This is a genomic window from Geodermatophilus sp. SYSU D01106 (genome assembly GCF_054049995.1).
This window is the reverse complement of sequence record NZ_JBJGYM010000037.1, coordinates 1-20,577: the sequence shown is the minus strand read 5'-3', so window position 1 is coordinate 20,577 and position 20,577 is coordinate 1. Positions and strand designations below refer to the sequence as shown.

Genomic DNA, 20,577 nt, shown 5'->3' with positions numbered 1-20,577 from the left:
CCCCCCCCCCCCCCCCCCCCCCCCCCCCCCCCCCCCCCCCCCCCCACCCCCCCCCCCCCCCCCCCCCCCCCCCCCCCCCCCCCCCCCCCCCCCCCCCCCGCCCCCCCCCCCCCCCCCCGCCGCGGCCAGCAGCGGGCCCTGCGGGCTGCGCACCCGCACCGACGCCCCGCGGCCGAGCAGGTCGGCCATCGCGACGTCGGCCAGCAGCCGGCCGCGGCCGAGCACGACGAGGTGGTCGGCGGTGTCCTCCATCTCGCTCATCAGGTGGCTCGACACCAGCACCGTGCGGCCCTCGTCGGCCAGGTCGCGCAGCAGCTCGCGCACCCAGCGGATGCCCTCGGGGTCCAGGCCGTTGACCGGCTCGTCGAGCAGCAGCACGTCGGGGTCGCCGAGCAGCGCGGCGGCGATGCCCAGCCGCTGCCCCATGCCGAGGGAGAACCCGCCGACCCGCTCGTGCGCCACCGCCCCGAGCCCCACGAGGTCGACGACGGCGTCCACCCGGGCGGCGGGCAGCCCGTTGCTCTGCGCCAGCGCGAGCAGGTGCGCGTACGCGGAGCGGCCGGGGTGGCGGGCGCGCGGGTCGACCAGGGCGCCCACCCGGCGCATGGGCACGTCGAGCTCGCGGTAGGGCACGCCCAGCACGGTCGCCGTCCCGGAGGTGGGCCGGGTGAGCCCGAGGACGCAGCGCATCGTCGTCGTCTTGCCCGAGCCGTTGGGGCCGAGGAAGCCGGTCACCCGGCCCGGCCGCACGGTGAAGGAGACGTCGTCGACGGCGACCCGCGTCCGGTAGCGCTTGGTCAGCCCCTCGACCTCGATCACGCCGACAGTGTGGCGACCGCTGCCGGCCGGCCGGCGGAGGCGCCGCCGGTGTCAGTCCCCGGCGTCGGCCGCGGCGCGCTCCCGCTGCAGCAGCTCCTTGCTGCGCACCAGCCGCAGCAGCGTGACGACCAGCAGTCCGCCGGCCATGTTGAGCAACGTGACGTACCAGAACCAGGCGAGCCACTCGCCGTAGCCGAACGGGGCGGTGCCGGTGTGGATGGCGCCGAACACCAGCAGCGTGTCCAGGACGGAGTGGAACAGCTGCAGCCCGGCGAGGACGAAGGCGCCGGCCACCGCGGCGACGATCTTCGCGCCGTCGGCCGAGGTGCCGTTCTGCATCCGGGTCATCAGCGTGATGACGACGCCGCCGAGGAAGGCCAGGCACACCGCGCGCAGGTCCAGCGGCGACTCGACGAAGTGGCGGGCCGACTCGACCAGCGTCGGGCCCAGCTCGGGGAACGCGTGCGCCACCACCCACATGAACGCCCAGCCGCCGACGAGGTTGCCCACCAGCGTCCCCGACCACAGGCGCGCCAGCTGTCCCCAGCTCGCCCGCCCGGCGACCACCGCGGTGACCGGCAGCAGGAAGCCCTCGGTGAACAGCTCGCTGCGGGCGAGCAGGAGCGCGACGAACCCGACGGAGAAGGCGAGGCCGGCGAGCAGGTGGCTGCCCGTCTCGGCGTAGACCGCCACGAGCGCGAGGACGCCGACCGACACCTCCAGGCCGCCGGCCAGCCCCGTGGTGAGCACCTCGCGCCAGGTGCGGTGCAGCCGCTGCGCCCCCTGGCCGACCACCCGGTCGAAGGCCTCGACCAGCTCGTCCTCGGCAGGGGCGTCGGTGTCGCCGAGCTGGACGCGGCGCTGGTCGGTCACCGCGCGCACCTACCCTCGGCGTCGTGTCCTCACCCGATCCGATCGTGACGCTGCACCTGTGGGGCGTCCCCGGACGGGCGGTGCCGCGGGCGGCGCTGCGGATGGCGTCGGTGCGCCCGGCGCTGGCCCGCACGCCCGGCCTGCGCTTCGCCAAGCTGCTGGGCACCGGCGACGGGCGGACCTTCACCGTCCGCGACGCCGACCCGCGCCGGTGGGGCCTGCTCGCCGTGTGGGACGACGAGGCCGCCGCCGACGCGCTCGACGACGGCCCGGTGGCGGCGTCCTGGCGGCGGATCGCCGACGAGGAGTGGGCGGCGCGGCTGCGCCCGCTGGCCGCGCGGGGCCGCTGGTCGGGGCGCGAGCCGTTCGGCAGCCCCCGGCCGCGGCGCTGGGACGGGCCGGTGGCGGCGGTGACCCGCGCCCGGCTCGTGCTGCGCCGCGCGGCCCGGTTCTGGTCGGCGGTGCCGCCGGTGTCGGCCGACCTGCACCGGGCGCCCGGCCTGCGGATGGCCGTCGGGATCGGCGAGGCGCCACTGGGGCTGCAGGGCACGTTCAGCGTCTGGGACTCCTCGGCGGCCCTGAACGCCTTCGCCTACGACCGCCCCGAGCACGCCGCCGTGGTCGAGCGCACCGCCCGGGAGGGCTGGTACGCCGAGGAGCTGTTCGCCCGGCTGGCGGTGCTGTCCTCGCGCGGCACGGTCGACGGGGTGGACCCGGCGGCCGGCTGAGCCGCCGGCCGGGTCACAGCCGCGGTCACAGCCGCACGAAGAGGTGGACCTCCTCGCGGTCGTCGCCGGGGGCGAGCCGGATCGCGCCGGGCATCCGCCCGAACTCCTGGTAGCCGAGCCCCGCGTAGAACGCCTCGAGGCCGTAGCCGCCGCGCACGGTCAGGTGCAGCATCTCCAGGCCGCAGTCACGCGCGGCGGCGTGCACGCCGGTCATCAGCGCCCGGCCCAGCCCCTGCCCCTGCCGGGACGGGTGCACCTGCACGCGCAGCACCGTGGCCCAGTGCCGGCGCAGCGGGCTGACCGACAGCGACAGCACCGCCCAGCCGGCCAGCTCGCCGTCGGCCCGCAGGACGACGACCCGCTCCCGGCCGGCGGCCGCCCGCGCGACGAGCGCGTCGAGGACCGGTGCGACGTCGTCGCGGGTCACCGGCGGCACGAAGCCGACCGCCCCGCCGGCGTTGCTGACGTCGGTCCAGCAGGCGAGCAGCTCCTCGCGCAGCTGCGGGTCGACGGCCTCGACGGCGGTGACCTCGGTCGACGGCGGGGCTGCGCGCATGCCCCCGATCATCGTCCGCGACGCAGGTCACGGACCGTCCGGGGGCCGGTCAGCCGGACGTGCCGCTGGGACCGAAGCGCTCCACCCGGATGTCGGGGGCCGGCACGCCCATGCCCACGAGCAGCTGGCTGGCCGCCTCGGCGAACGGCGTCGAGCCGCAGACGAAGGCCGTCTGGCCGGGTTCCCACAGGGGCACGAGGTCGGCCGCGGTGAGCCGGCCGGCCGGGCGGATGCCGGAGGCCTCCCGCGTGGTGACCACCAGGGCGCCGGCGTCGCGCAGCTCGTCGGCGTAGGGCAGCTCGGCGAGCGTGCGGGTGGAGACGGCGACGCGCAGCAGGTCGGTGCGGCCGAGCTCCCGCGCGGTGCGCAGCATCGACACGAACGGCACGACGCCGGTGCCGCCGCCGACGAGCAGCGCCGGCTCGTCGCCCTCCCACACGAACCAGCCGCCGATCGGGCCGCGCACCTCGAGGGTGTCGCCGGGCTCGACGACGTCGGCCAGGTAGCCGGAGACCTCGCCGTCGTCGAGCCGCTCGACCAGCAGCTCGACGAGCGGGTCACCGGGCGAGGAGGCCAGCGAGTACGAGCGCTGGGCGCGGTAGCCGTCCTCGGCGGTGAGCCGGACGACGTAGTGCTGCCCGGCCAGGTGGTCGACCCGGTCGGGCACCTCCATCCGCAGCCGGACGGTGCGCGGGGTGGGCCGGGCCACCTCGCGCACCGTCGCCGTCCGCCAGCCGCCGGCCGGTGCGCGCAGCCGCCTCGGTGACGTGCCGTCCGGCGCGGCGGCCGGCTCAGTCACCCTGGTAGCGCTGCTCGCGCCACGGGTCGCCCCGGTCGTGGTAGCCGTTCTGCTCCCAGAAGCCCTGCTGGTCGCGCTGCAGGAGGGTCAGCCGGGTGACCCACTTGGCGCTCTTCCAGAAGTAGAGGTGCGGTACGAGCAGCCGCACGGGCCCGCCGTGCTCGACCGGCAGCGGCTGCCCGTCGAACTCCCAGACGATCCACGCCTTGCCGCCGGTGACGTCCTCGAGCGGCAGGTTGGTGGTGTAGCCGGTCTTCGACGTCGCCATGACGAAGTGCGCGTCGGCGGTCGGCCGGGCGGCCTCGAGCAGGGTGTCGACGCTGACGCCGGCGAAGTGGGTGTCGAACTTCGACCAGGTCGTCACGCAGTGGATGTCGCCGCGGTAGTCCGAGGGCGGCAGCCGGTGCACGTCGTCCCACGTCCAGCTCGTCGGGTTCTCCACCCGGCCGTCGACGCTGATGCTCCAGGTCTCGGGGGCGATGCGCGGGGTCGGCTCGGCGGTGAGCACGGGCCAGTCCTTCCCCACGTCGTACTGGCCGGGGGGCAGCCGCGGGTCGCGCTCACGCCTGCTGCGGCCGAGGAAGCCCCGGGTCGGTCCTGCCACGCGTCCTCCTCCGTCCGGATGGTCCTGCGGACACGCTGCCATGCCCGGCGGGCGGACACCAACGTCCTGACCTGGGCTGAGGTTCCCCTTACATGAGGTGAGTCACTGCGTGTTCACGTGGCCGTAAAGGGGTAACGGAGCCTAACTTTGATGCCGTGGTGACGGTGACGAACTCGGGCCAGCGGCGGACCCCGAAGGTCGCGAAGACCAGCTCGGTCGCGAAGAAGGCCGTGATGGCGGTCAGCGGGATCATCCTGGTCCTGTACCTGATCGCGCACATGGTCGGGAACCTGAAGCTCTTCGCGGGCGCGGAGACCTTCAACGGCTACTCCGAGTGGATCCGGCGGATCGGCGAGCCGGCCGTCCCGGGCCAGACGGTGCTGTGGATCATCCGCGTCGTCCTGCTCGTGGCCGTGGTCGCGCACGCCTGGGCCGCGGTGTCGCTGTGGCGGCAGGCCAAGCGGGCCCGCCCGACCCAGTACGTCGCTCGCAAGGCGGTCGCCCAGAGCTACGCCTCGCGCACCATGCGCTGGGGCGGCGTGATCCTGGCGCTGTTCATCGTCTACCACCTGCTCGACCTCACGTTCGGCGTCGCGAACCCCGCCGGCCACGACGCGACCCCGTACGACCGGGCGATCGCGGGCTTCTCCAACCCGTTCGTCACCGCGGTCTACGTCGTCGCCCTGCTCGCCCTGGGCTTCCACCTGCGCCACGGCGTCTGGAGCGCCACGCAGACGCTCGGTCAGAGCAACAAGACGCGCGAGCGCACCGTCAACGCCTTCGCCACGGTGTTCGCCGTGGTGCTGACCGCGGGCTTCCTGATCCCGCCGCTCAGCGTCCTCGTCGGCATCATCGAGTAGGAGCACTCGTCATGGCCCTCGACCTCTTCACGCTCGGCGAGCCCGTCGCCGACACCAAGGCCCCCCGCGACGTCCCGATCGGCGAGCGCTGGAGCGAGCGCCGCTTCCGGGCGAAGCTGGTCAACCCGGCCAACCGCCGCAAGCTGACCGTCATCGTCGTCGGCACCGGCCTGGCCGGCGGCTCGGCCGCCGCCACGCTCGGCGAGGCCGGCTACAAGGTCAAGTCGTTCTGGTACCAGGACAGCCCGCGCCGCGCCCACAGCGTCGCCGCGCAGGGCGGCATCAACGCCGCGAAGAACTACCGCAACGACGGCGACTCGGTGCACCGGCTGTTCTACGACACGGTCAAGGGCGGCGACTTCCGCGCCCGCGAGAACAACGTGCACCGGCTGGCCGAGGTCAGCGTCAACATCATCGACCAGTGCGTCGCCCAGGGCGTGCCCTTCGCCCGCGAGTACGGCGGCCTGCTGGACAACCGCTCCTTCGGTGGCACCCAGGTGTCGCGGACGTTCTACGCCCGCGGCCAGACGGGCCAGCAGCTGCTCTACGGCGCCTACCAGGCCCTCGAGCGGCAGATGGCGGCCGGCACCGTGGAGCAGTTCCCGCGCACGGAGATGCTCGACCTGATCGTCGTCGACGGCCGGGCCCGCGGCATCGTGGCGCGCGACCTCATCACCGGCGAGATCACCACCCACTTCGCCGACGCCGTCGTGCTCGCCACCGGTGGCTACAGCAACGTCTTCTACCTGTCCACGAACGCCAAGGGCTCCAACGCCACGGCGATCTGGCGGGCGCACAAGCGGGGCGCGCTGTTCGCCAACCCCTGCTACACGCAGATCCACCCGACCTGCATCCCGGTGCACGGCGAGTACCAGTCGAAGCTCACGCTGATGAGCGAGTCGCTGCGCAACGACGGCCGCGTGTGGGTGCCCAAGGAGCGCGGCGACACCCGCGACCCGCGGCAGATCCCCGAGGCCGAGCGCGACTACTACCTCGAGCGGATCTACCCCTCGTTCGGCAACCTGGTCCCCCGCGACATCGCGTCGCGGCAGGCCAAGAACGTCTGCGACGAGGGCCGCGGCGTCGGCCCCAACGGCCTGGGCGTGTACCTCGACTTCGCCGAGGCGATGGAGCGGCTGGGCCGGCCGGCCATCGAGGCCAAGTACGGCAACCTCTTCGACATGTACGCCCAGATCACGGGTGAGGACCCCTACGAGGTCCCCATGCGGATCTACCCGGCCGTGCACTACACGATGGGCGGTCTGTGGGTCGACTACGACCTGCAGTCGAACATCCCCGGCCTGTTCGTGATCGGCGAGGCCAACTTCTCCGACCACGGCGCGAACCGGCTCGGCGCCAGCGCCCTCATGCAGGGCCTGGCCGACGGCTACTTCGTGCTGCCGAACACGATCAACGACTACCTGGCCTCCGGCCCGTTCGAGAAGGTCGACCCGCAGCACCCGGCCGCGCTCGAGGCGCTCGAGGGCGTCCGCGCGCAGACCGAGAAGCTGCTGTCGATCAACGGCAACCGGACCACGGCCTCCTTCCACCGCGAGCTCGGCCGCCTGATGTTCGACCTGTGCGGCATGGAGCGGTCGGAGGAGAGCCTGCGCAAGGCGCTCGACCGGATCCCCGAGATCCGGCAGGAGTTCTGGACCAACGTGAAGGTCCCCGGCGAGGCCGGGCGCTTCAACCAGAGCCTGGAGCACGCCGGCCGCGTCGCCGACTTCATCGAGCTCGCCGAGCTCATGTGCGTCGACGCACTGCACCGCAACGAGAGCTGCGGTGGTCACTTCCGGGCCGAGAGCCAGACCCCCGACGGGGAGGCCCTGCGCGACGACGAGAACTACGCCTACGTCGCGGCCTGGGAGTGGACGCCCGAGGGCGTCCCGCCGGTCCTCCACAAGGAGGACCTCGAGTTCGAGTACGTCCACCTCGCCCAGCGGAGCTACAAGTAATGAACCTCAAGCTGCGTGTCTGGCGCCAGCGGAGCGCCGCGGAGAAGGGCAAGATGGTGACCTACGAGGTCACCGACGTCTCCCCCGACATGTCCTTCCTCGAGATGCTCGACGTCCTCAACGAGCAGCTCATCCTCGACGGTGAGGACCCGGTCTCCTTCGACCACGACTGCCGCGAGGGCATCTGCGGGTCGTGCGGCGTCATGATCAACGGCCGCGCGCACGGCAACGGCCTGTTCGACAGCCACCCGCAGACGACCACCTGCCAGCTGCACATGCGGTCGTTCAAGGACGGCGACACGATCGACGTCGAGCCGTGGCGGGCGACGGCGTTCCCGGTCATCAAGGACCTCGCGGTCGACCGGTCGGCCCTCGACCGGATCATCCAGTCGGGCGGCTACATCAGCGCCCCGACCGGCACCGCCCCCGAGGCGCACTCGATCCTGGTGGCCAAGAAGGACTCCGACGCCGCGTTCGACGCCGCCACCTGCATCGGCTGCGGCGCCTGCGTGGCGGCCTGCCCGAACGCCTCGTCGATGCTGTTCACGTCGTCGAAGGTCGTGCACCTCGGCCTCATGCCGCAGGGCCAGCCCGAGCGCAACGACCGCGTGGTCAACATGATCCACCAGCAGGACCTCGAGGGCTTCGGCGGCTGCACCAACATCGGTGAGTGCTCCGTCAGCTGCCCCAAGGGCATCTCGATGGAGAACATCTCCCGGCTCAACCACGACCTGCTCGGCGCCCTGCGCGCCGGTGCGCGTCCCAAGAGCTGAGCACTCGCACCACCGCCGACGGGCGGGGACCCCCCGGGGGTCCCCGCCCGTCGCCGTTCCCGGGCAGTGGCGCCGCGTCGGTTGGACTGGCAAACTCACCCCGGTGACCGTCCCCTACGACCTGGCCGCCCTCCCGGGCCGCCCCTGCACGATCGCCGCCGCGCTGGAACTGGTCGGCGAGCGGTGGTCGCTGCTCGTCGTCCGGGAGGTGTCGATGGGCAACCACCGCTTCAGCGACATCGCCCGCGGCACCGGCGCCCCGCGCGACCGGCTGACCGCGCGCCTCAACGCGCTGGTGGCGGCGGGCGTGCTGGAGCGGCGGCAGTACAGCGACTCCCCGCCCCGCTCGGGCTACCACCTGACGGCGTCGGGCCGGGACCTGCTGCCGGTGCTCCAGGCGCTGCTGCAGTGGGGCAACCGGTGGGCGGCCGAGGAGCCGCCGGTGCACCTGCACCACGCGCCGGCCGGGCACGAGGACCACGTCGTCGACGGCGAGTGGGTCTGCCGCACCTGCGGCGAGGCGGTCAGCCGCTCCCGGGTGGAGCGGGTGCTGACCCCCGTGGGGCGGGCGCTGTCCGGGCTGCCCGCCGAGGACGAGGAGAACCGTGAGCACTGACGCCGCCCCCGACGCCCTGCCGGCCGATGCGGTGGCCGACGCCGTGGCCGACGCCGTGGCCGACGCGCCCGCCTCCTGGGGCGACCCGCGCTCCCGCACGGTCACCTGGTGGGACCCGATGGTCACCGCGGCCGGCGGCCGGGAGCGCACGGGGCTGGAGGCGCTACAGGCGGTGCGCGACGGCCTGCTGCCGCCCCCGCCGATCGCGCAGCTGGTGCAGATGGACCTGACCGCCGTCGAGGAGGGCCGGGTCGAGTTCTCCTGCACCGTCGACGAGTCGGTCTACAACCCGATCGGCGCCGTGCACGGCGGGCTGGTGTGCACGCTGCTGGACTCCGTGGCGGGGTGCGCGGTGCACACGACGCTGCCCGCCGGCGTCGGCTACACGTCGATCGAGCTGAAGGTGACCTACCTGCGGGCGGTCACCCGTGCCAGCGGCCCGCTGACCGCCGTCGGCACCGTGGTCAAGCCCGGCCGCCGGGTGTCCTTCGCCGAGGGCCAGGTGTTCGACGCCGCGGGCAAGCTGGTCGCGACGGCGTCGAGCTCGCTGCTCGTCTTCCCGCTGCCGGCCTGACCTCAGCGGCGGCGGATCCGCACGTCGTCGGTGCACGTGGCGGTCGAGCGCAGCCGGCGGGCACCGACGCCGACCTCCTCGAGCCACTGCAGGGCCGACAGCTCGCCGGCCGTGCGGGCGTCGTCCTCCTCGCCGGGGCCGGGGTCGACGTGCACGACGACGCGGTGGCTGAACGCGGCGAGCGAGCCGTCGTAGGCGGTGCTCCCCCGCTCGGTGAACGACGAGGCGAACAGGTCGTGCTCGGCGGCGTGGTCGCGCAGCCAGGCGCGGCGGTCGTCGTCGAGACCGTCGAGGACACCGCGGACGATCACGCGGTAGGTGCGGGTGGACACGGTGGGCGACGCTAGCCGCGCGCCGTCATCCGGTCACGCCGGTTTCCCCGCCGATCCGGTCGACGACGAGCTCGGGGACGACGTAGGGCTCCCCGGGCACCGCTCGCTCCGGGAAGTCGAAGACGGCGAGCATCGTCTGCATCGGGTAGTCGGGGGTGACCGCGACCTCGCGGACCGGGCGGCCGTCGACGGAGAACACCGCGCGGTCGGGCCGCCAGTCGACGGCGTAGACGTGCCAGTCGGCGACGTCGATGCCGGGCCGCGGCGCGGCGAAGTCCTCGACCAGCCGCGGGTCGCGGAACGGGTGGGTGCCCATGCCGACGGCGGCGCCCTCGGCCGGGTCGACGGCGTCGCCGAACACCTCCATGACGCACAGCTCACCGCAGCGCTCCGGCACGTCCTCCAGCCCCACCAGCCACCAGGCGACCATCGACCGCGGCGTGACCGTCGCGCGGGCGCGCATCTCCAGCCGGCCGTACCGCGGCGTCCAGCCCCAGTGCGCCGGCTGCTCCTCGCGGACGACCGCGCCCGGCCGCACCGGCTGCTGCCCCACCGTGCTGCCGACCGGCCCGGAGAAGACGCCGGACTGGATGCCCGAGACCCGCAGCGGCGGGTGGTCGTCGGGGCACCACAGCGGCACGTCGTCGGGCAGCGACAGGTGCAGGCAGGAGTCGCGGACCTCGTACCGGGCCGCCGTCGCCGCCCGGGAGCTCCACTGCGGCAGGTAGTGCGGCACCCAGACGCCGAGGTCGAGCCCGGGCCCGTCGAAGTCGTCGGCGAAGTCGTCGGCGGAGTCGTCGGCGGAGTCGTCGGCGGAGTCGTCGGCGGGGGTCACCGGCTCTGCAGCGCGTCGAGCGCCACCGCCATGGAGGCGGCGACGCGGAAGTCCAGCCGCGGGTCGGGGACGGACACGTCGTAGCGGTCCCGGATCGACTTGCGCCGCTCGACGACGAGCACCGGCTGCCCGGTCGCGGTGTCGGTGAAGTCGAAGTGGAAGACGAAGGGCACCCACACGTCGCCGAGGTACGGGATCAGGCCCCAGATGCGCCGCACGATGGCCAGCACCGGGCGCCGCTCCCGGCCGATGGCGGTCAGCCCGGGCACCGACAGGTCCCAGGTGGAGCGGAGCAGGCTGGCCCCGAAGCGCTTGCCGAAGGTGCCGAGCACCTGGCCCTGCTCGTCGAACACGTCGTGGTGGGCGTGCACGTCCAGGCGCTGCCGCGCGCGGAAGGAGAACACCGGCCGGGTGCGCTGCTCGTCGGCGGTGAAGACCACCTCCTCCTTGAGCTTGAGGCGCTTCTGCTGTGCCATCGCCAGCAGCGCCCCCTCGCTGCCGTCGGGCTGCACGGCCCGCACCTCGTAGCGGTTCACCATCACGGTGACCCTCTGGCGCACGGTGAAGCGCGGCACCGCCATCGGGGCGGGCTGCCAGGTGTACGGCGCGGTCACGGGGGCTCCTCCGGGGACGCGGGACTGCGCCCATCCTCGCCCCGCCGTCCAGAGACGCGCGGGGCGCGACCGGGTTGATCCGCACAATCTCGCTCTCACCCGGCAGGCGCGCGATGCATGTGCCAGGGTCGGGACGGGGTGGAGCAGTTCCGCCCAGGAACGCGGAGGTCGTTGTGCAGCAGGAGAGCCGTCGTGTCGGCGTCGCCGTTGTCGGTCTCGGGGGTGCGGTCGCGACGACCGCGGTCGCGGGCCTGGAACTGCTCCGCATCGGTGCGGCCGGGACCGACGGGCTGCCGCTGGCCGGCCTGCAGGTGGCCGGTGGCCCGGTCGAGGAGACGACCGGCCTGGTCGGCTACGATTCCCTGGTCGTGCGCGGCTGGGACCTCGACGGCTCCGACCTGCGCAAGGCCGCCGAGCAGCACGCCGTCCTCGACTCCCGCCAGCTCGAGGAGGCCGGGCCGGCCCTGTCGGCGCTGACCCCCTGGCCCGCGGCCGGCGACGCCGACTTCTGCCGCAACGTCACCGGCGGCAACGTGGTGCTCGCCGAGACCCGCCGCGCCCAGGTCGACGCCGTCCGTGCCGACCTGCGCCGGTTCCGCGAGGAGGAGTCGCTCGACGGCCTGGTGCTGGTGAACCTCGCCTCCACCGAGCGCTGGCCCGACCCGACCGCGCCCTCCCTGCAGTCGCTGGAGGCCTTCGAGGCCGGCCTCGACGCCGACGACCGCGCGATCACCCCGGCGATGGTCTACGCCTACGCCGCGATCGCCGAGGGCGCCGGCTACGTGAACTTCACGCCGTCACTGGCCGCCGACGTCCCGGCGCTGGTGGCCTTCGCCGAGCAGCGCGGCGTCCCGGTCGCCGGCAAGGACGGCAAGACCGGCCAGACGATGATGAAGACGGTGCTCGCGCCGGCCTTCCGCGCCCGCGCGCTGACCGTCGAGGGCTGGTACTCCACCAACATCCTCGGCAACCGCGACGGCCTGGCCCTCGACGACCCGGACTCGCTCAACAGCAAGCTGCAGACCAAGGGCAGCGTCCTGGACTCGATCCTCGGCTACCCGGTCGAGGACCACGTCGTGCGGATCGACTACTACCGGCCGCGCGGCGACCAGAAGGAGGCCTGGGACGCCATCGACCTGGTCGGCTTCCTCGGCCAGCGCATGCAGGTCAAGGTCGACTTCCAGTGCCGCGACTCGATCCTCGCCGCGCCGCTGGCCGTGGAGCTCGCCCGGCTCACCGACCTCGCGCAGCAGCGCGGCGAGGGCGGCGTGCAGCGTCAGCTCGGCTGGTTCTTCAAGGCCCCGATGACGGCCGACGGCAGCGTCCCGGAGCACGCGTTCCACAACCAGGAGACCGTGCTGCTCGACTGGCTGGCCGCCGGCGCCTCCTCCCGGTGACCGCGCTCGACAGCCCGGGGACGCTGACCGCGCTCGCCGGCCTGCGCCCGCTGCTCGGGGAGATCGGCGACGCCAAGCGGGTGCGGGTCGCCGGTGCGCCCGGCTCCCTGGCCGAGCAGGCGTTCACCCGCGCGTGGGCGCGGCTGGCCGGCGGCGAGGACGTCGAGGCGGTCGCGTTCTCCGAGACGGCGGCCGCCGTCGCCCGCGCCCGGCTGGCCGGCATCGACGCCGCCGTGCTCACCGCCGCGGGGATGGACGACGACGAGGTGACGGCGGTGCTGCGCCGCGCCTTCGACGAGGTCAGCGAGCCGCTCGACGGCGTCCTGCGCGAGCGGCTGCGCGCCACGCTCGGCCCGCTGCCCTCCCCCGGCGGCGCGCCCGCGCTGGCCGCCACGCTCAACGCGCAGCCCCGCGCCGGGGCCACCGCACCCGGCGTCGCGCGGATCATGGTGGAGCCGCCGGAGAGCCACGGCGACCACTGCCTCACCGTCGCCGTGTACGGCGCGCTGGTGGCGCCGGTGGTCGACGCCGACCCGGTGCAGCCGTTCCTGCTCGGCCTCGCCCACCACCTGCACAACGTCGTCCTGCCCGACGCCGGGTTCGCCGGCGAGGTGCTGCTCGGCGACGCGCTGGAGCGCGTGATGACCACGCTGGAGGAGCGCGAGCTCGCCGCGCTGCCGGGCGCCCTCGCCGACCGCGTCCGCGAGGTGCTGGCGCTGCGGCCGGGCGCCGACGTGCCGGAGGCGCGAGCGTTCCACGCCGCCGACGTCCTCGACCGCGTCCTGCAGGTACACCACCACGCCCGGGCGGCGGCGTTCACCGCGTCGCAGGCGCTCGACGACCTCGAGCTCGTCCACGCCGGGCCGGTGCAGGCCTACCACCTCGACGTCCTGGCGGCGGCCGGGCTGTGACCGGCCTGCTCCTCGACGCGCCCGTCGTCGACGGGATCCCCTTCGCCCGGGCCGGGCGGGACGACCTGCGCGAGGAGGTCGCCGGGCTGCTCGCCGCCGGGGAGACCGACCGGGCGCGGGTGCTGCTGCTCGCCGACGCCGACGACTGGTGGACCGAGCCGCCGCCCCCGCCCGAGCAGCTGGCCCGGGTGCCGGCCGCGCGGACGCTGCGCGAGGCGATGGAGCTGCTCGGGATGGGCCGGGTGGCCGACTACTTCGCCCACCGCTGGTCCGACCCGACGCACCTGGCCGGGCTCGGGCTGCTGCAGGCGCACTGGCCGGGTGAGCGGCCGGTGGTCGACGTCGCGTGCGGGATCGGCGCGCACCTGCGCGAGCTGTCCCGCCGCGGCGTGCGCGACCTGCTCGGTGTCGACGTCGTGTGGGCGAAGCTGTGGCTGGCGCGGCGCTTCGTGTGCCCGGACGCCCGTTACGTGTGCGCCGACCTGACCGCCGCGCCGGACCTGCGGGTGGGCACGCCCGCCTACGTCATGTGCCACGACGCCTTCTACTTCCTGCGCGACAAGCCGGCCGCCGCCGCGGCGATGCGCGTCCTGGCCGGCGAGGGCGGCACCGTCGTCGTCGGGCACGCGCACGTGGCCGACCCGCACGGGGAGCCGCTGACGCCGGAGGGCTACGCCGAGGTGCTCGGCACCGGGCTGCTCTACGACGACGACGAGCTGACCCGCTCCCTGCTCGAGGGCCGCCCGCCGCGGCCGGCCCGGCCCGCCGACCTGCGCGCCCGCGAGGCGGTCGCGCTCGTGGCCGGCGACCCGCGCGGCCCGGCCCCCGTCGACCTCGGCGAGCCGCTGCCCCCGCTGGCGCCCAACCCGCTCTACCGCGACGGCGCGCTCACCTGGCCGAACGAGCGCTACGCCGCCGAGTACGGGCCCCGCTCGTCGTACCTGCCCGAGCGCTGGCCGGACCCGCTGCCCGCCGACGCCGCGCGGCGCCGGCTGCTGGTCGACCTCCCGGAAGCCTGGTGACCGCGCCCGTCGGCTGGGGCGTCGCCGGCTGCGGCTGGGTGGCCCGCGACCACGCGCTGCCCGCGCTGCTCGCCGTCGACGGCGCCCGCGTCGTCGCGCTGCACGACCTCGACCCGGCGGCGATGGCCCGGATGCCGGTCGAGGGCGCCGCCGCGACCACCGACCTCGCGGAGTTCCTCGCCACCCCGGGCCTCGACGCCGTCTACGTGGCCGTGCCGAACGCCGGGCACCGCCAGGTCGTCGAGGCGGTCGCCGCCGCCGGCAAGGCGGTGCTGTGCGAGAAGCCGCTGGCCGCCGACGCCGACGACGCGCAGGCGCTGGTCGAGGCGTGCGCGCGGGCCGGCGTGCTGCTCGGCACGGCCTACGACCAGCGCTGGCACCCCGCCCACGTGCGGCTGCGCGAGCTGGTGCCCGAGCTCGGCACGGTCACCGCCGTCCGGATCGTCTACTGCTGCTGGCTGCCCGGGGACTGGACGCCCGACGGCCACCCGCACGACAACTGGCGGGTCGACCCGGCCCGCGCCGGCGGCGGCGCGGCGATCGACCTCGCCCCGCACGGCCTCGACCTCACCGGCACGCTGCTCGGCGAGGACGTCACGTCGCTGTCGGCGCTGCTGCAGACCCGGGTGCACGGCTACGGCGTCGACGACGGCGCGCTGCTCACCGGCACCACCGACTCCGGGGTGCTGGTGAGCCTGCACGTCGCGTTCAACACGCCCGACGAGCTGCCCCGCCGCCGCCTGGAGGTGGTCGGCACCCGCGGCATGGCGGTCGCCGTCGACACGATGGGGCAGACGGCGGGAGGCTCGCTGACGCTGTACTCCCCCGACCCCGTGGACGTGCCGTTCGCCGACACCCCGCCGTTCCGGGCGCAGTTCGCCGCCTTCACCGACGCGGTCGCGGGCCGCGCCCCCGCGACGACGGCCTGGCCCTACGACCCCGCCCGCGACCTCGCCCTGCACCGCCTGCTCCTCACCGCTCTCTCCGGAGGAACACCGTGAGCTCGCCCGACGTCCCCGGCGCCATCGACCGGGCCACCGACCCCGCCGCCGACGACGGCGCGCGGCACGGCACCAGCCAGGTGGACACCAACCCCTACCGCGGGCTGCTGCCCGACATGCCCGCCTACGCCTGCACCAACTGCGGGCACTGGCAGCGCTGGCCCGTGCCCGGCCCGGTCGTGTGCCCGGTCTGCGCCGACGTGCGCAACGCGCTGCCCGAGCACGGCTTCGAGTTCGTGACCGACAAGCAGGCCGACGAGCTGGTCACCGGCTCCTGGCGGCCCGCCCCGGTCGAGGGCGTCACCGAGTTCGGCACCGAGCCGCGCTTCGGGCTGGACAGCCGCGGCTGGGTGATCGAGACCGACATCGGGCTCGTCGGCTTCGAGTGCGCCCCCTGGTACACCGCCGACATGCTCGCCGAGCTGCGCCGCATGGCCGCCGAGAAGGGCGGGTTCCCGGTGCTGGCGTCGTCGCACGTGCACGGCTACGGCGCGCTGTGGCAGCTGCAGCAGGAGCTCGAGCCGCGGGTGGTGTGCGTCAACGTGCACGACCTGGTGTGGACCAAGGCCTTCCGCGTCACCTGGCCGGCCGACGACGTCCTGTCACTCGCGCCCGACCTGACGCTGCACCGCACCGGCGGCCACTTCCCCGGGCACTCGGTGCTGCACGACTCCCGCCGCGGGATCCTCTTCTGCGGCGACTCGCTCAAGGTCGACCTCGACGACGCCGGCGACCCGGTGGCGCTCAGCGCGCACAAGGCCTTCCACGCGCAGATCCCGCTGTCGCACGGCGAGCTCCGGGAGATGCTCGCCGTCGTCGCGGAACTGGACTTCGAGGTGGTCGCGACGCCGTTCGAGATGGTCCCGGGGATCACCACCGACAACGTCGTCCACCTCGTGCAGCGGCTGCTGTCGGGGCCGCCGGACGCCGCGCCCGTCCCGCTGGCCGAGCTGTGACGGCGGTGGAGGTCACGCCGTCGCAGCGCTACCGCGACAGCTTCCCGGTCCCGGTCGACGACTTCGCGATCGAGGGCATCGACGTCCTCGACGTGCCGCTGCACTCCGCGGTGCTGCCGCCCTCGGAGCTGCACCCCGGCGGCAGCGGTCTCGGCTACGGCGCCACCCGCGAGGAGGCCCGCACCGGCGCGATGGGCGAGATGGCCGAGATGGCCCTGTCCCTGCGCGCGCACCAGGGCGTCGCCCGCGAGGAGGGCTCCTACGCGGACATGAGCCGGCGGCACGGCCGCGACCGCGTCGCCGACCCGCGCGAGCTCTGCCTGGAGGCCGGCAGCGCCTACGACCACGACCGGCCGCTGCAGTGGCTGCCGATGACCCGGCTGCGCGACGGCGAGCGGGTGCTGGTGCCGGCCGAGCTGGTGGCGTCCGCGCCCGACGACCTGCCCGGCGCCCCGCCGCCCGGCGGCTGGCTCACCACGGTCATCACGAACGGCCAGGGCGCCGCGTTCGACGCCGACCGCGCGGTCACCCACGCGCTGCTCGAGGTGCTGCAGCGCGACGGCAACGCCACCGCCTTCCGCGCCATGGACCGCGGCGTCGTCGTCGACCTCGACGGGATCGCCGACCCGGACGCGCGGGCGCTTCTCGACCGGCTCGACGCCGCGGGCATCGACGTCATGGTGAAGCTCGCCTCGACGGAGTTCGGCGTCGTCGACGTCTACGCCGTCGGCTGCTCGCGGGACGGCTCCGAGCCGGTGCCGGTCATGGCGACGGCGTGCGGCGAGGCCGCGCACCCCGACCGCGACACCGCCGTCCGCAAGGCGCTGCACGAGTTCGCCTCGGCCCGCGCGCGGAAGGCGTTCATGCACGGGCCGTTCGACGTCGTCCTGCCGGCGACGCCGCCGGGCTACCTGGAGCACTGGCGCACCGGGCACCCGCCGGAGCGGCTGGTCGAGGAGGACCGCGCGCTGCAGGCGATGCTCGACTGGACCCGGATGGGCACCGCGGCGCTGGTCGACCTGCTGCAGGACACCGTGCTGTCGCGGCGGTCGACGGTGGCGCTGGCCGACCTGCCCACCTGGTCGGGGGACGACCTCCACGGGTTCGTCACCGGCGCCGTGCAGGCCGCCGGGCACGACGTGCTGGTCGAGCTGCAGCCCTCGGTCGGCGACGCGGTCGCGGCGAAGGTGCTGGTGACCGGCCTGGAGGTCGAGACGATGAGCTACGGCCGCATCGGCGAGCGCGGCGTGCGCCGGCTGGCCGAACGCGGCGACCCGCTGGTCGCCGTGGGTGCCGACCCCGGCGGCTGGGCACGGGTGCACCTGACCGCCGGTGCCGAGGAGCGCCTGGGCGGGCCGGCCTGGTTCGACCGCGCGGGGGCCGAGCGGCGGGTGGGCGCGCTCTACGCCCTCTACCGGGAGCCGGGGCGGCACGTGGTCGCGGAGGTCCTCGACACGTGACCGAGCTCCGGTACGCCTACAACACCAACGGGCTGACCTCGCACCGCCTGTCGGACGCGCTGTCCTTCCTCGCCGACACCGGCTACGCGGGGGTGGCGCTCACCCTCGACGTCGTCCACCTCGACCCGTTCGCCGACGACGCGTTCACCCAGGCGGAGCGGGTGCGGGCCCGCTGCGACGAGCTCGGCCTGGGCGTGGTCGTGGAGACCGGCGCACGGTTCCTGCTCGACCCGCGGGCCAAGCACGAGCCGACGTTCGTCTCCGCCTCCGCCGAGGGCCGCGCCCGCCGGCTGGCCTACCTGCGGCTGGCCTGCGACCTGGCCGGGGTGCTGGGCGCGGAGGCGGTGAGCTTCTGGGCCGGCGTGCCGAAGCCGGGCGTCGACCGCGACGAGGCGTGGGGCTGGTTCGCCGACGGCGTGCGCGCGCTCGTCGACAGCCACGGCGGTCGCTCCTACGCCCTCGCCGTCGAGCCGGAGCCCGGGATGCTCGTGGAGGACTGCGACGGCTGGGCCCGGCTGGCCGCCGAGGCGCCGGGCACCACGCTGGCGCTGGACACCGGGCACTGCGTCGTCGCCGGAGCCTACGCGCCGGAGGAGGCGGTGGCCCGGTTCGCGCCGTCCCTGGGCACGGTCGCCGTCGAGGGCATGCGCCGCGGCGTGCACGACCACCTGCCGCTGGACGAGGGCGACGTCGACCTGCCGGCGGTGCTGCGCGCGCTGCGCGAGGCGTCGTACGACCGGCTGGTGACGCTGGAGCTGTCCCGGGACGGGCACCGCGCCCACGAGATGGTGCCGCGGGCGATGGCCACGCTGAGGGAGGCCGAACGGGCGTGAGGATCTGCTTCGTCAGCCGGCGCTACTGGCCGGCGGTGAGCGGGATGAGCGTCTACGCGGAGAACCTGCTGCGCGAGCTCGTGGCGCTCGGCCACGAGGTGGTGCTGGTCAGCCAGTACCGCGACGACGAGGCCGGCACCCGGGTCTACGGCGGCGGCCCGCCCCCGGCCGACCGGGTGCCCGCCGGCGTCGAGGTGCACGCGCTGCCCAGCCGCGGCGAGACCGTCGTCCCCGCCGACTGGGAGGGCGACATCGCGGAGATCGTGCGCACGGTGCTCGACCTGCACCGCGAGCGCCCGGTCGACGTGCTGCACGCCCAGTACGGCTACCCGCCGGGTCTCGCGGTGCTGGCCGCGGCGCGGGAGACCGGGCTGCCGGCTGTGGTGAGCATCCAGGGCGGCGACGGGCACTGGGTGGGCACCTGCTGCGAGACCCACGCGCACGCGATGCGCGCCGTCGTCGACGCCTCCTCCGCGGTGCTCATCGGCAGCGCCAGCTTCCGCGACGAGGTGGTGGGCAACCTCGGCTCGGACCCGGCGCGCTTCGCGATCGTCCCGGGCGCCACCGACACCCGCCGGTTCACCCCCGCCGAGCGCCCGCTCGGGTCGCTGCAGGACCCGCCGGTGCTGCTGTTCCACGGCCGGGTCGACCGCCGCAAGGGCGTGCTCGACCTGCTCGAGGCGCTGCCCGACGGCGTCCGGCTGGTCGTCTCCGGCATCGGTCCCGACCTCGACGAGGCCCGCGCCCGAGCCGACGGGCGGACGACGTTCCTCGGCTACGTGCCGCCCGACGAGGCGCCCGCGGTCTACCGCTCGGCCGACGTGTTCGTCAGCCCCACCTACAGCGAGGGGTTCTCCAACACGCTGCTCGAGGCGATGGCGAGTGGGCTGCCGACGGTGAGCACCGACTCGGTCGGCGTCGTCGACTGCCTGCGCGACGGCGAGAACGGGCTGCTGCACGCCCCGGGCGACGTCGCGGGGCTCCGGGTCGCGCTCGACCGGCTGCTCACCGACGGCGCGCTGCGCGAGCGGCTCGCGACGGCGGCGCTGGAGGAGGTGCGCCGGCTCTACTCGTGGCCGGTGCTCGCCCGCTCGATCGACGACGTCTACTCCGAGGTGGCCGGGACGACGCCGTCGCATGACTGGACGATGCCGCCGACGGTCGACCTCTCCTGCCGGTTCCGCGCCGCGGCCCACCTGCTGTGAGGGTGACCGCGGTCAGCCCGCACCTGGACGACGCCGCGTTCTCCGTGGGCGGCACGCTCGCCGTGCTGGCCGACGCCGGGCACGAGGTCACGGTGGTCACCTGCTTCACCCGCAGCGTGCCCGACCCGGAGGGCTTCGCCCTGGCCTGCCAACTCGACAAGGGGCTCCCGGCCGACGTCGACTACATGGCGCTGCGCCGCGACGAGGACGCCGCCGCGATGGCGGTGCTCGGGGCGACGCCGCTGCACCTGGACCTGCGCGAGGCCCCCCACCGCGGGTACGGGAGCGCGGCGGAGCTGTTCGCCGGCGTGCGCCCCGAGGATGACGCGTGGGAGGACGTGCGGGCGGCGCTGACCGGGCTGCCCGGCGACCTGTGGCTGGCCCCGCAGGCGCTCGGCGGGCACGTCGACCACCTGCAGGTGCTGCGCGCGTTGGCCGGGACGGGGCGGCCGGTGCTCTGGTGGCGGGACTCGCCGTACGTGCTGCGCGACCCCGGCGCGGTGCCCGGGCCGGACCTGCCCGGCGGGCTCGCGCCGGTGCGGCTGCCCCAGGACCTCGACCGCCGCGCCGACGCCTGTGCCTGCTACGCGACCCAGCTCGGGTTCCAGTTCGGCGGGCCGTCGGCGATGCGCTCGGCGCTGGCCGGGCTGCCGGAGGAGCTGCTGGCCGACGCCGCGGCGCGGGAGCTCGTGGCGGGCCTGGCGCTCCCGGCGCGGTAGCCACCCCGGCCTGGGCCGACCCCTGTCTCCCCGGCCGGGTCGTGCTCTGCACACCCCTGCGTGCAGAGCACGACCGTGTCCGGGACAGTCCTCGCGCTCGGCTTCGTGCTCTGCACACCCCTGTGTGCAGAG

23 protein-coding genes are annotated in these 20,577 nt (G+C 75.0%); 15 read left to right on the top strand and 8 right to left on the bottom strand.

What is annotated here, in order from left to right; genetic code table 11:
* Both ACI78R_RS22735 and ACI78R_RS22730 read right to left on the bottom strand, forming a co-directional pair.
* On the bottom strand, positions 1 to 819 hold an 819-nt coding region (locus ACI78R_RS22735), incomplete at its 3' end, for an ABC transporter ATP-binding protein (RefSeq protein WP_457042381.1).
* Positions 820 to 870: 51 nt separating this feature from the next.
* Positions 871 to 1,692, bottom strand: coding sequence for a formate/nitrite transporter family protein (locus tag ACI78R_RS22730; RefSeq protein ID WP_073418738.1), 822 nt, complete (start codon positions 1,690 to 1,692; stop codon positions 871 to 873).
* A gap of 23 nt (positions 1,693 to 1,715) precedes the next feature.
* Here ACI78R_RS22730 and ACI78R_RS22725 point away from each other — a divergent pair, with 23 nt between their 5' ends.
* Entirely contained in the window at positions 1,716 to 2,420 is a 705-nt protein-coding gene (locus ACI78R_RS22725) for a monooxygenase (RefSeq protein ID WP_457042380.1), read from the top strand.
* Between the two features lie 25 nt (positions 2,421 to 2,445).
* On the opposite strand, the gene ACI78R_RS22720 is transcribed toward ACI78R_RS22725, so the two are convergent.
* From ACI78R_RS22720 to ACI78R_RS22710, 3 genes are read right to left on the bottom strand one after another with little or no spacing between them, the layout of a single operon-like run.
* The gene (locus ACI78R_RS22720) at positions 2,446 to 2,976 is read right to left on the bottom strand and encodes an N-acetyltransferase family protein (RefSeq protein ID WP_457042379.1); all 531 of its coding nucleotides are present in this window, start codon (positions 2,974 to 2,976) and stop codon (positions 2,446 to 2,448) included.
* Between the two features lie 49 nt (positions 2,977 to 3,025).
* Positions 3,026 to 3,775, bottom strand: a complete 750-nt coding sequence (locus ACI78R_RS22715; RefSeq protein WP_457042378.1) for an FAD-binding oxidoreductase — start codon at positions 3,773 to 3,775, stop codon at positions 3,026 to 3,028.
* The gene (locus tag ACI78R_RS22710) at positions 3,768 to 4,379 is read right to left on the bottom strand and encodes a sulfite oxidase-like oxidoreductase (protein ID WP_454553232.1); all 612 of its coding nucleotides are present in this window, start codon (positions 4,377 to 4,379) and stop codon (positions 3,768 to 3,770) included. The genes ACI78R_RS22715 and ACI78R_RS22710 overlap by 8 nt, the downstream gene beginning before the upstream one ends.
* Before the next feature lie 155 nt (positions 4,380 to 4,534).
* Here ACI78R_RS22710 and ACI78R_RS22705 point away from each other — a divergent pair, with 155 nt between their 5' ends.
* The 5 genes from ACI78R_RS22705 (at position 4,535) to ACI78R_RS22685 (ending at position 9,160) form a co-directional block, all read left to right on the top strand.
* Positions 4,535 to 5,239 carry a succinate dehydrogenase cytochrome b subunit gene (locus ACI78R_RS22705; RefSeq protein WP_245794274.1) on the top strand — a complete coding sequence of 235 codons (705 nt, stop codon included), beginning with the start codon at positions 4,535 to 4,537 and terminating at the stop codon, positions 5,237 to 5,239.
* Positions 5,240 to 5,250: 11 nt separating this feature from the next.
* Positions 5,251 to 7,197: a fumarate reductase/succinate dehydrogenase flavoprotein subunit gene (locus ACI78R_RS22700; RefSeq protein WP_073418734.1), complete on the top strand. Its 1,947-nt coding sequence runs from the start codon at positions 5,251 to 5,253 to the stop codon at positions 7,195 to 7,197.
* Positions 7,197 to 7,970: a succinate dehydrogenase/fumarate reductase iron-sulfur subunit gene (locus ACI78R_RS22695; protein ID WP_073418733.1), complete on the top strand. Its 774-nt coding sequence runs from the start codon at positions 7,197 to 7,199 to the stop codon at positions 7,968 to 7,970. Before ACI78R_RS22700 ends, ACI78R_RS22695 begins: the two co-directional genes overlap by 1 nt.
* Before the next feature lie 103 nt (positions 7,971 to 8,073).
* A complete protein-coding gene (locus ACI78R_RS22690) occupies positions 8,074 to 8,586 on the top strand; it encodes a winged helix-turn-helix transcriptional regulator (protein ID WP_073418732.1) in 513 nt (170 codons plus the stop codon).
* Positions 8,576 to 9,160 carry a PaaI family thioesterase gene (locus tag ACI78R_RS22685; RefSeq protein ID WP_245794273.1) on the top strand — a complete coding sequence of 195 codons (585 nt, stop codon included), beginning with the start codon at positions 8,576 to 8,578 and terminating at the stop codon, positions 9,158 to 9,160. Before ACI78R_RS22690 ends, ACI78R_RS22685 begins: the two co-directional genes overlap by 11 nt.
* Before the next feature lie 2 nt (positions 9,161 to 9,162).
* Here the strand turns inward: ACI78R_RS22685 and ACI78R_RS22680 are convergent, their stop codons facing one another.
* From ACI78R_RS22680 to ACI78R_RS22670, 3 genes are read right to left on the bottom strand one after another with little or no spacing between them, the layout of a single operon-like run.
* Positions 9,163 to 9,492, bottom strand: a complete 330-nt coding sequence (locus ACI78R_RS22680) for a DUF6204 family protein (protein WP_073418731.1) — start codon at positions 9,490 to 9,492, stop codon at positions 9,163 to 9,165.
* A 25-nt stretch (positions 9,493 to 9,517) separates the two neighbouring features.
* On the bottom strand, positions 9,518 to 10,327 hold the full coding sequence (locus tag ACI78R_RS22675; RefSeq protein WP_457042377.1) for a glycoside hydrolase family 16 protein: 810 nt from the start codon (positions 10,325 to 10,327) through the stop codon (positions 9,518 to 9,520).
* Positions 10,324 to 10,941, bottom strand: coding sequence for a hypothetical protein (locus tag ACI78R_RS22670; protein WP_457042376.1), 618 nt, complete (start codon positions 10,939 to 10,941; stop codon positions 10,324 to 10,326). Before ACI78R_RS22670 ends, ACI78R_RS22675 begins: the two co-directional genes overlap by 4 nt.
* 173 nt (positions 10,942 to 11,114) lie before the next feature.
* Between ACI78R_RS22670 and ACI78R_RS22665 the strand changes: the two genes are divergently transcribed.
* From ACI78R_RS22665 to ACI78R_RS22625, 9 genes are read left to right on the top strand one after another with little or no spacing between them, the layout of a single operon-like run.
* On the top strand, positions 11,115 to 12,338 hold the full coding sequence (locus ACI78R_RS22665; protein ID WP_073418729.1) for an inositol-3-phosphate synthase: 1,224 nt from the start codon (positions 11,115 to 11,117) through the stop codon (positions 12,336 to 12,338).
* A complete protein-coding gene (locus ACI78R_RS22660) occupies positions 12,335 to 13,249 on the top strand; it encodes a hypothetical protein (RefSeq protein ID WP_457042375.1) in 915 nt (304 codons plus the stop codon). The genes ACI78R_RS22665 and ACI78R_RS22660 overlap by 4 nt, the downstream gene beginning before the upstream one ends.
* Positions 13,246 to 14,271: a class I SAM-dependent methyltransferase gene (locus ACI78R_RS22655; RefSeq protein WP_457042374.1), complete on the top strand. Its 1,026-nt coding sequence runs from the start codon at positions 13,246 to 13,248 to the stop codon at positions 14,269 to 14,271. Before ACI78R_RS22660 ends, ACI78R_RS22655 begins: the two co-directional genes overlap by 4 nt.
* Positions 14,268 to 15,272: a Gfo/Idh/MocA family protein gene (locus ACI78R_RS22650; protein WP_457042373.1), complete on the top strand. Its 1,005-nt coding sequence runs from the start codon at positions 14,268 to 14,270 to the stop codon at positions 15,270 to 15,272. The genes ACI78R_RS22655 and ACI78R_RS22650 overlap by 4 nt, the downstream gene beginning before the upstream one ends.
* Entirely contained in the window at positions 15,269 to 16,228 is a 960-nt protein-coding gene (locus ACI78R_RS22645) for an MBL fold metallo-hydrolase (protein ID WP_457042372.1), read from the top strand. The genes ACI78R_RS22650 and ACI78R_RS22645 overlap by 4 nt, the downstream gene beginning before the upstream one ends.
* A gap of 5 nt (positions 16,229 to 16,233) precedes the next feature.
* A complete protein-coding gene (locus ACI78R_RS22640) occupies positions 16,234 to 17,688 on the top strand; it encodes a YcaO-like family protein (RefSeq protein WP_457042371.1) in 1,455 nt (484 codons plus the stop codon).
* Positions 17,685 to 18,521, top strand: a complete 837-nt coding sequence (locus ACI78R_RS22635) for a sugar phosphate isomerase/epimerase family protein (protein WP_073418725.1) — start codon at positions 17,685 to 17,687, stop codon at positions 18,519 to 18,521. The genes ACI78R_RS22640 and ACI78R_RS22635 overlap by 4 nt, the downstream gene beginning before the upstream one ends.
* Positions 18,518 to 19,726 carry a glycosyltransferase family 4 protein gene (locus ACI78R_RS22630; RefSeq protein ID WP_457042370.1) on the top strand — a complete coding sequence of 403 codons (1,209 nt, stop codon included), beginning with the start codon at positions 18,518 to 18,520 and terminating at the stop codon, positions 19,724 to 19,726. The genes ACI78R_RS22635 and ACI78R_RS22630 overlap by 4 nt, the downstream gene beginning before the upstream one ends.
* A gap of 2 nt (positions 19,727 to 19,728) precedes the next feature.
* Positions 19,729 to 20,445: a PIG-L deacetylase family protein gene (locus ACI78R_RS22625; protein ID WP_457042369.1), complete on the top strand. Its 717-nt coding sequence runs from the start codon at positions 19,729 to 19,731 to the stop codon at positions 20,443 to 20,445.
* The last annotated feature ends 132 nt before the right edge of the window (positions 20,446 to 20,577 follow it).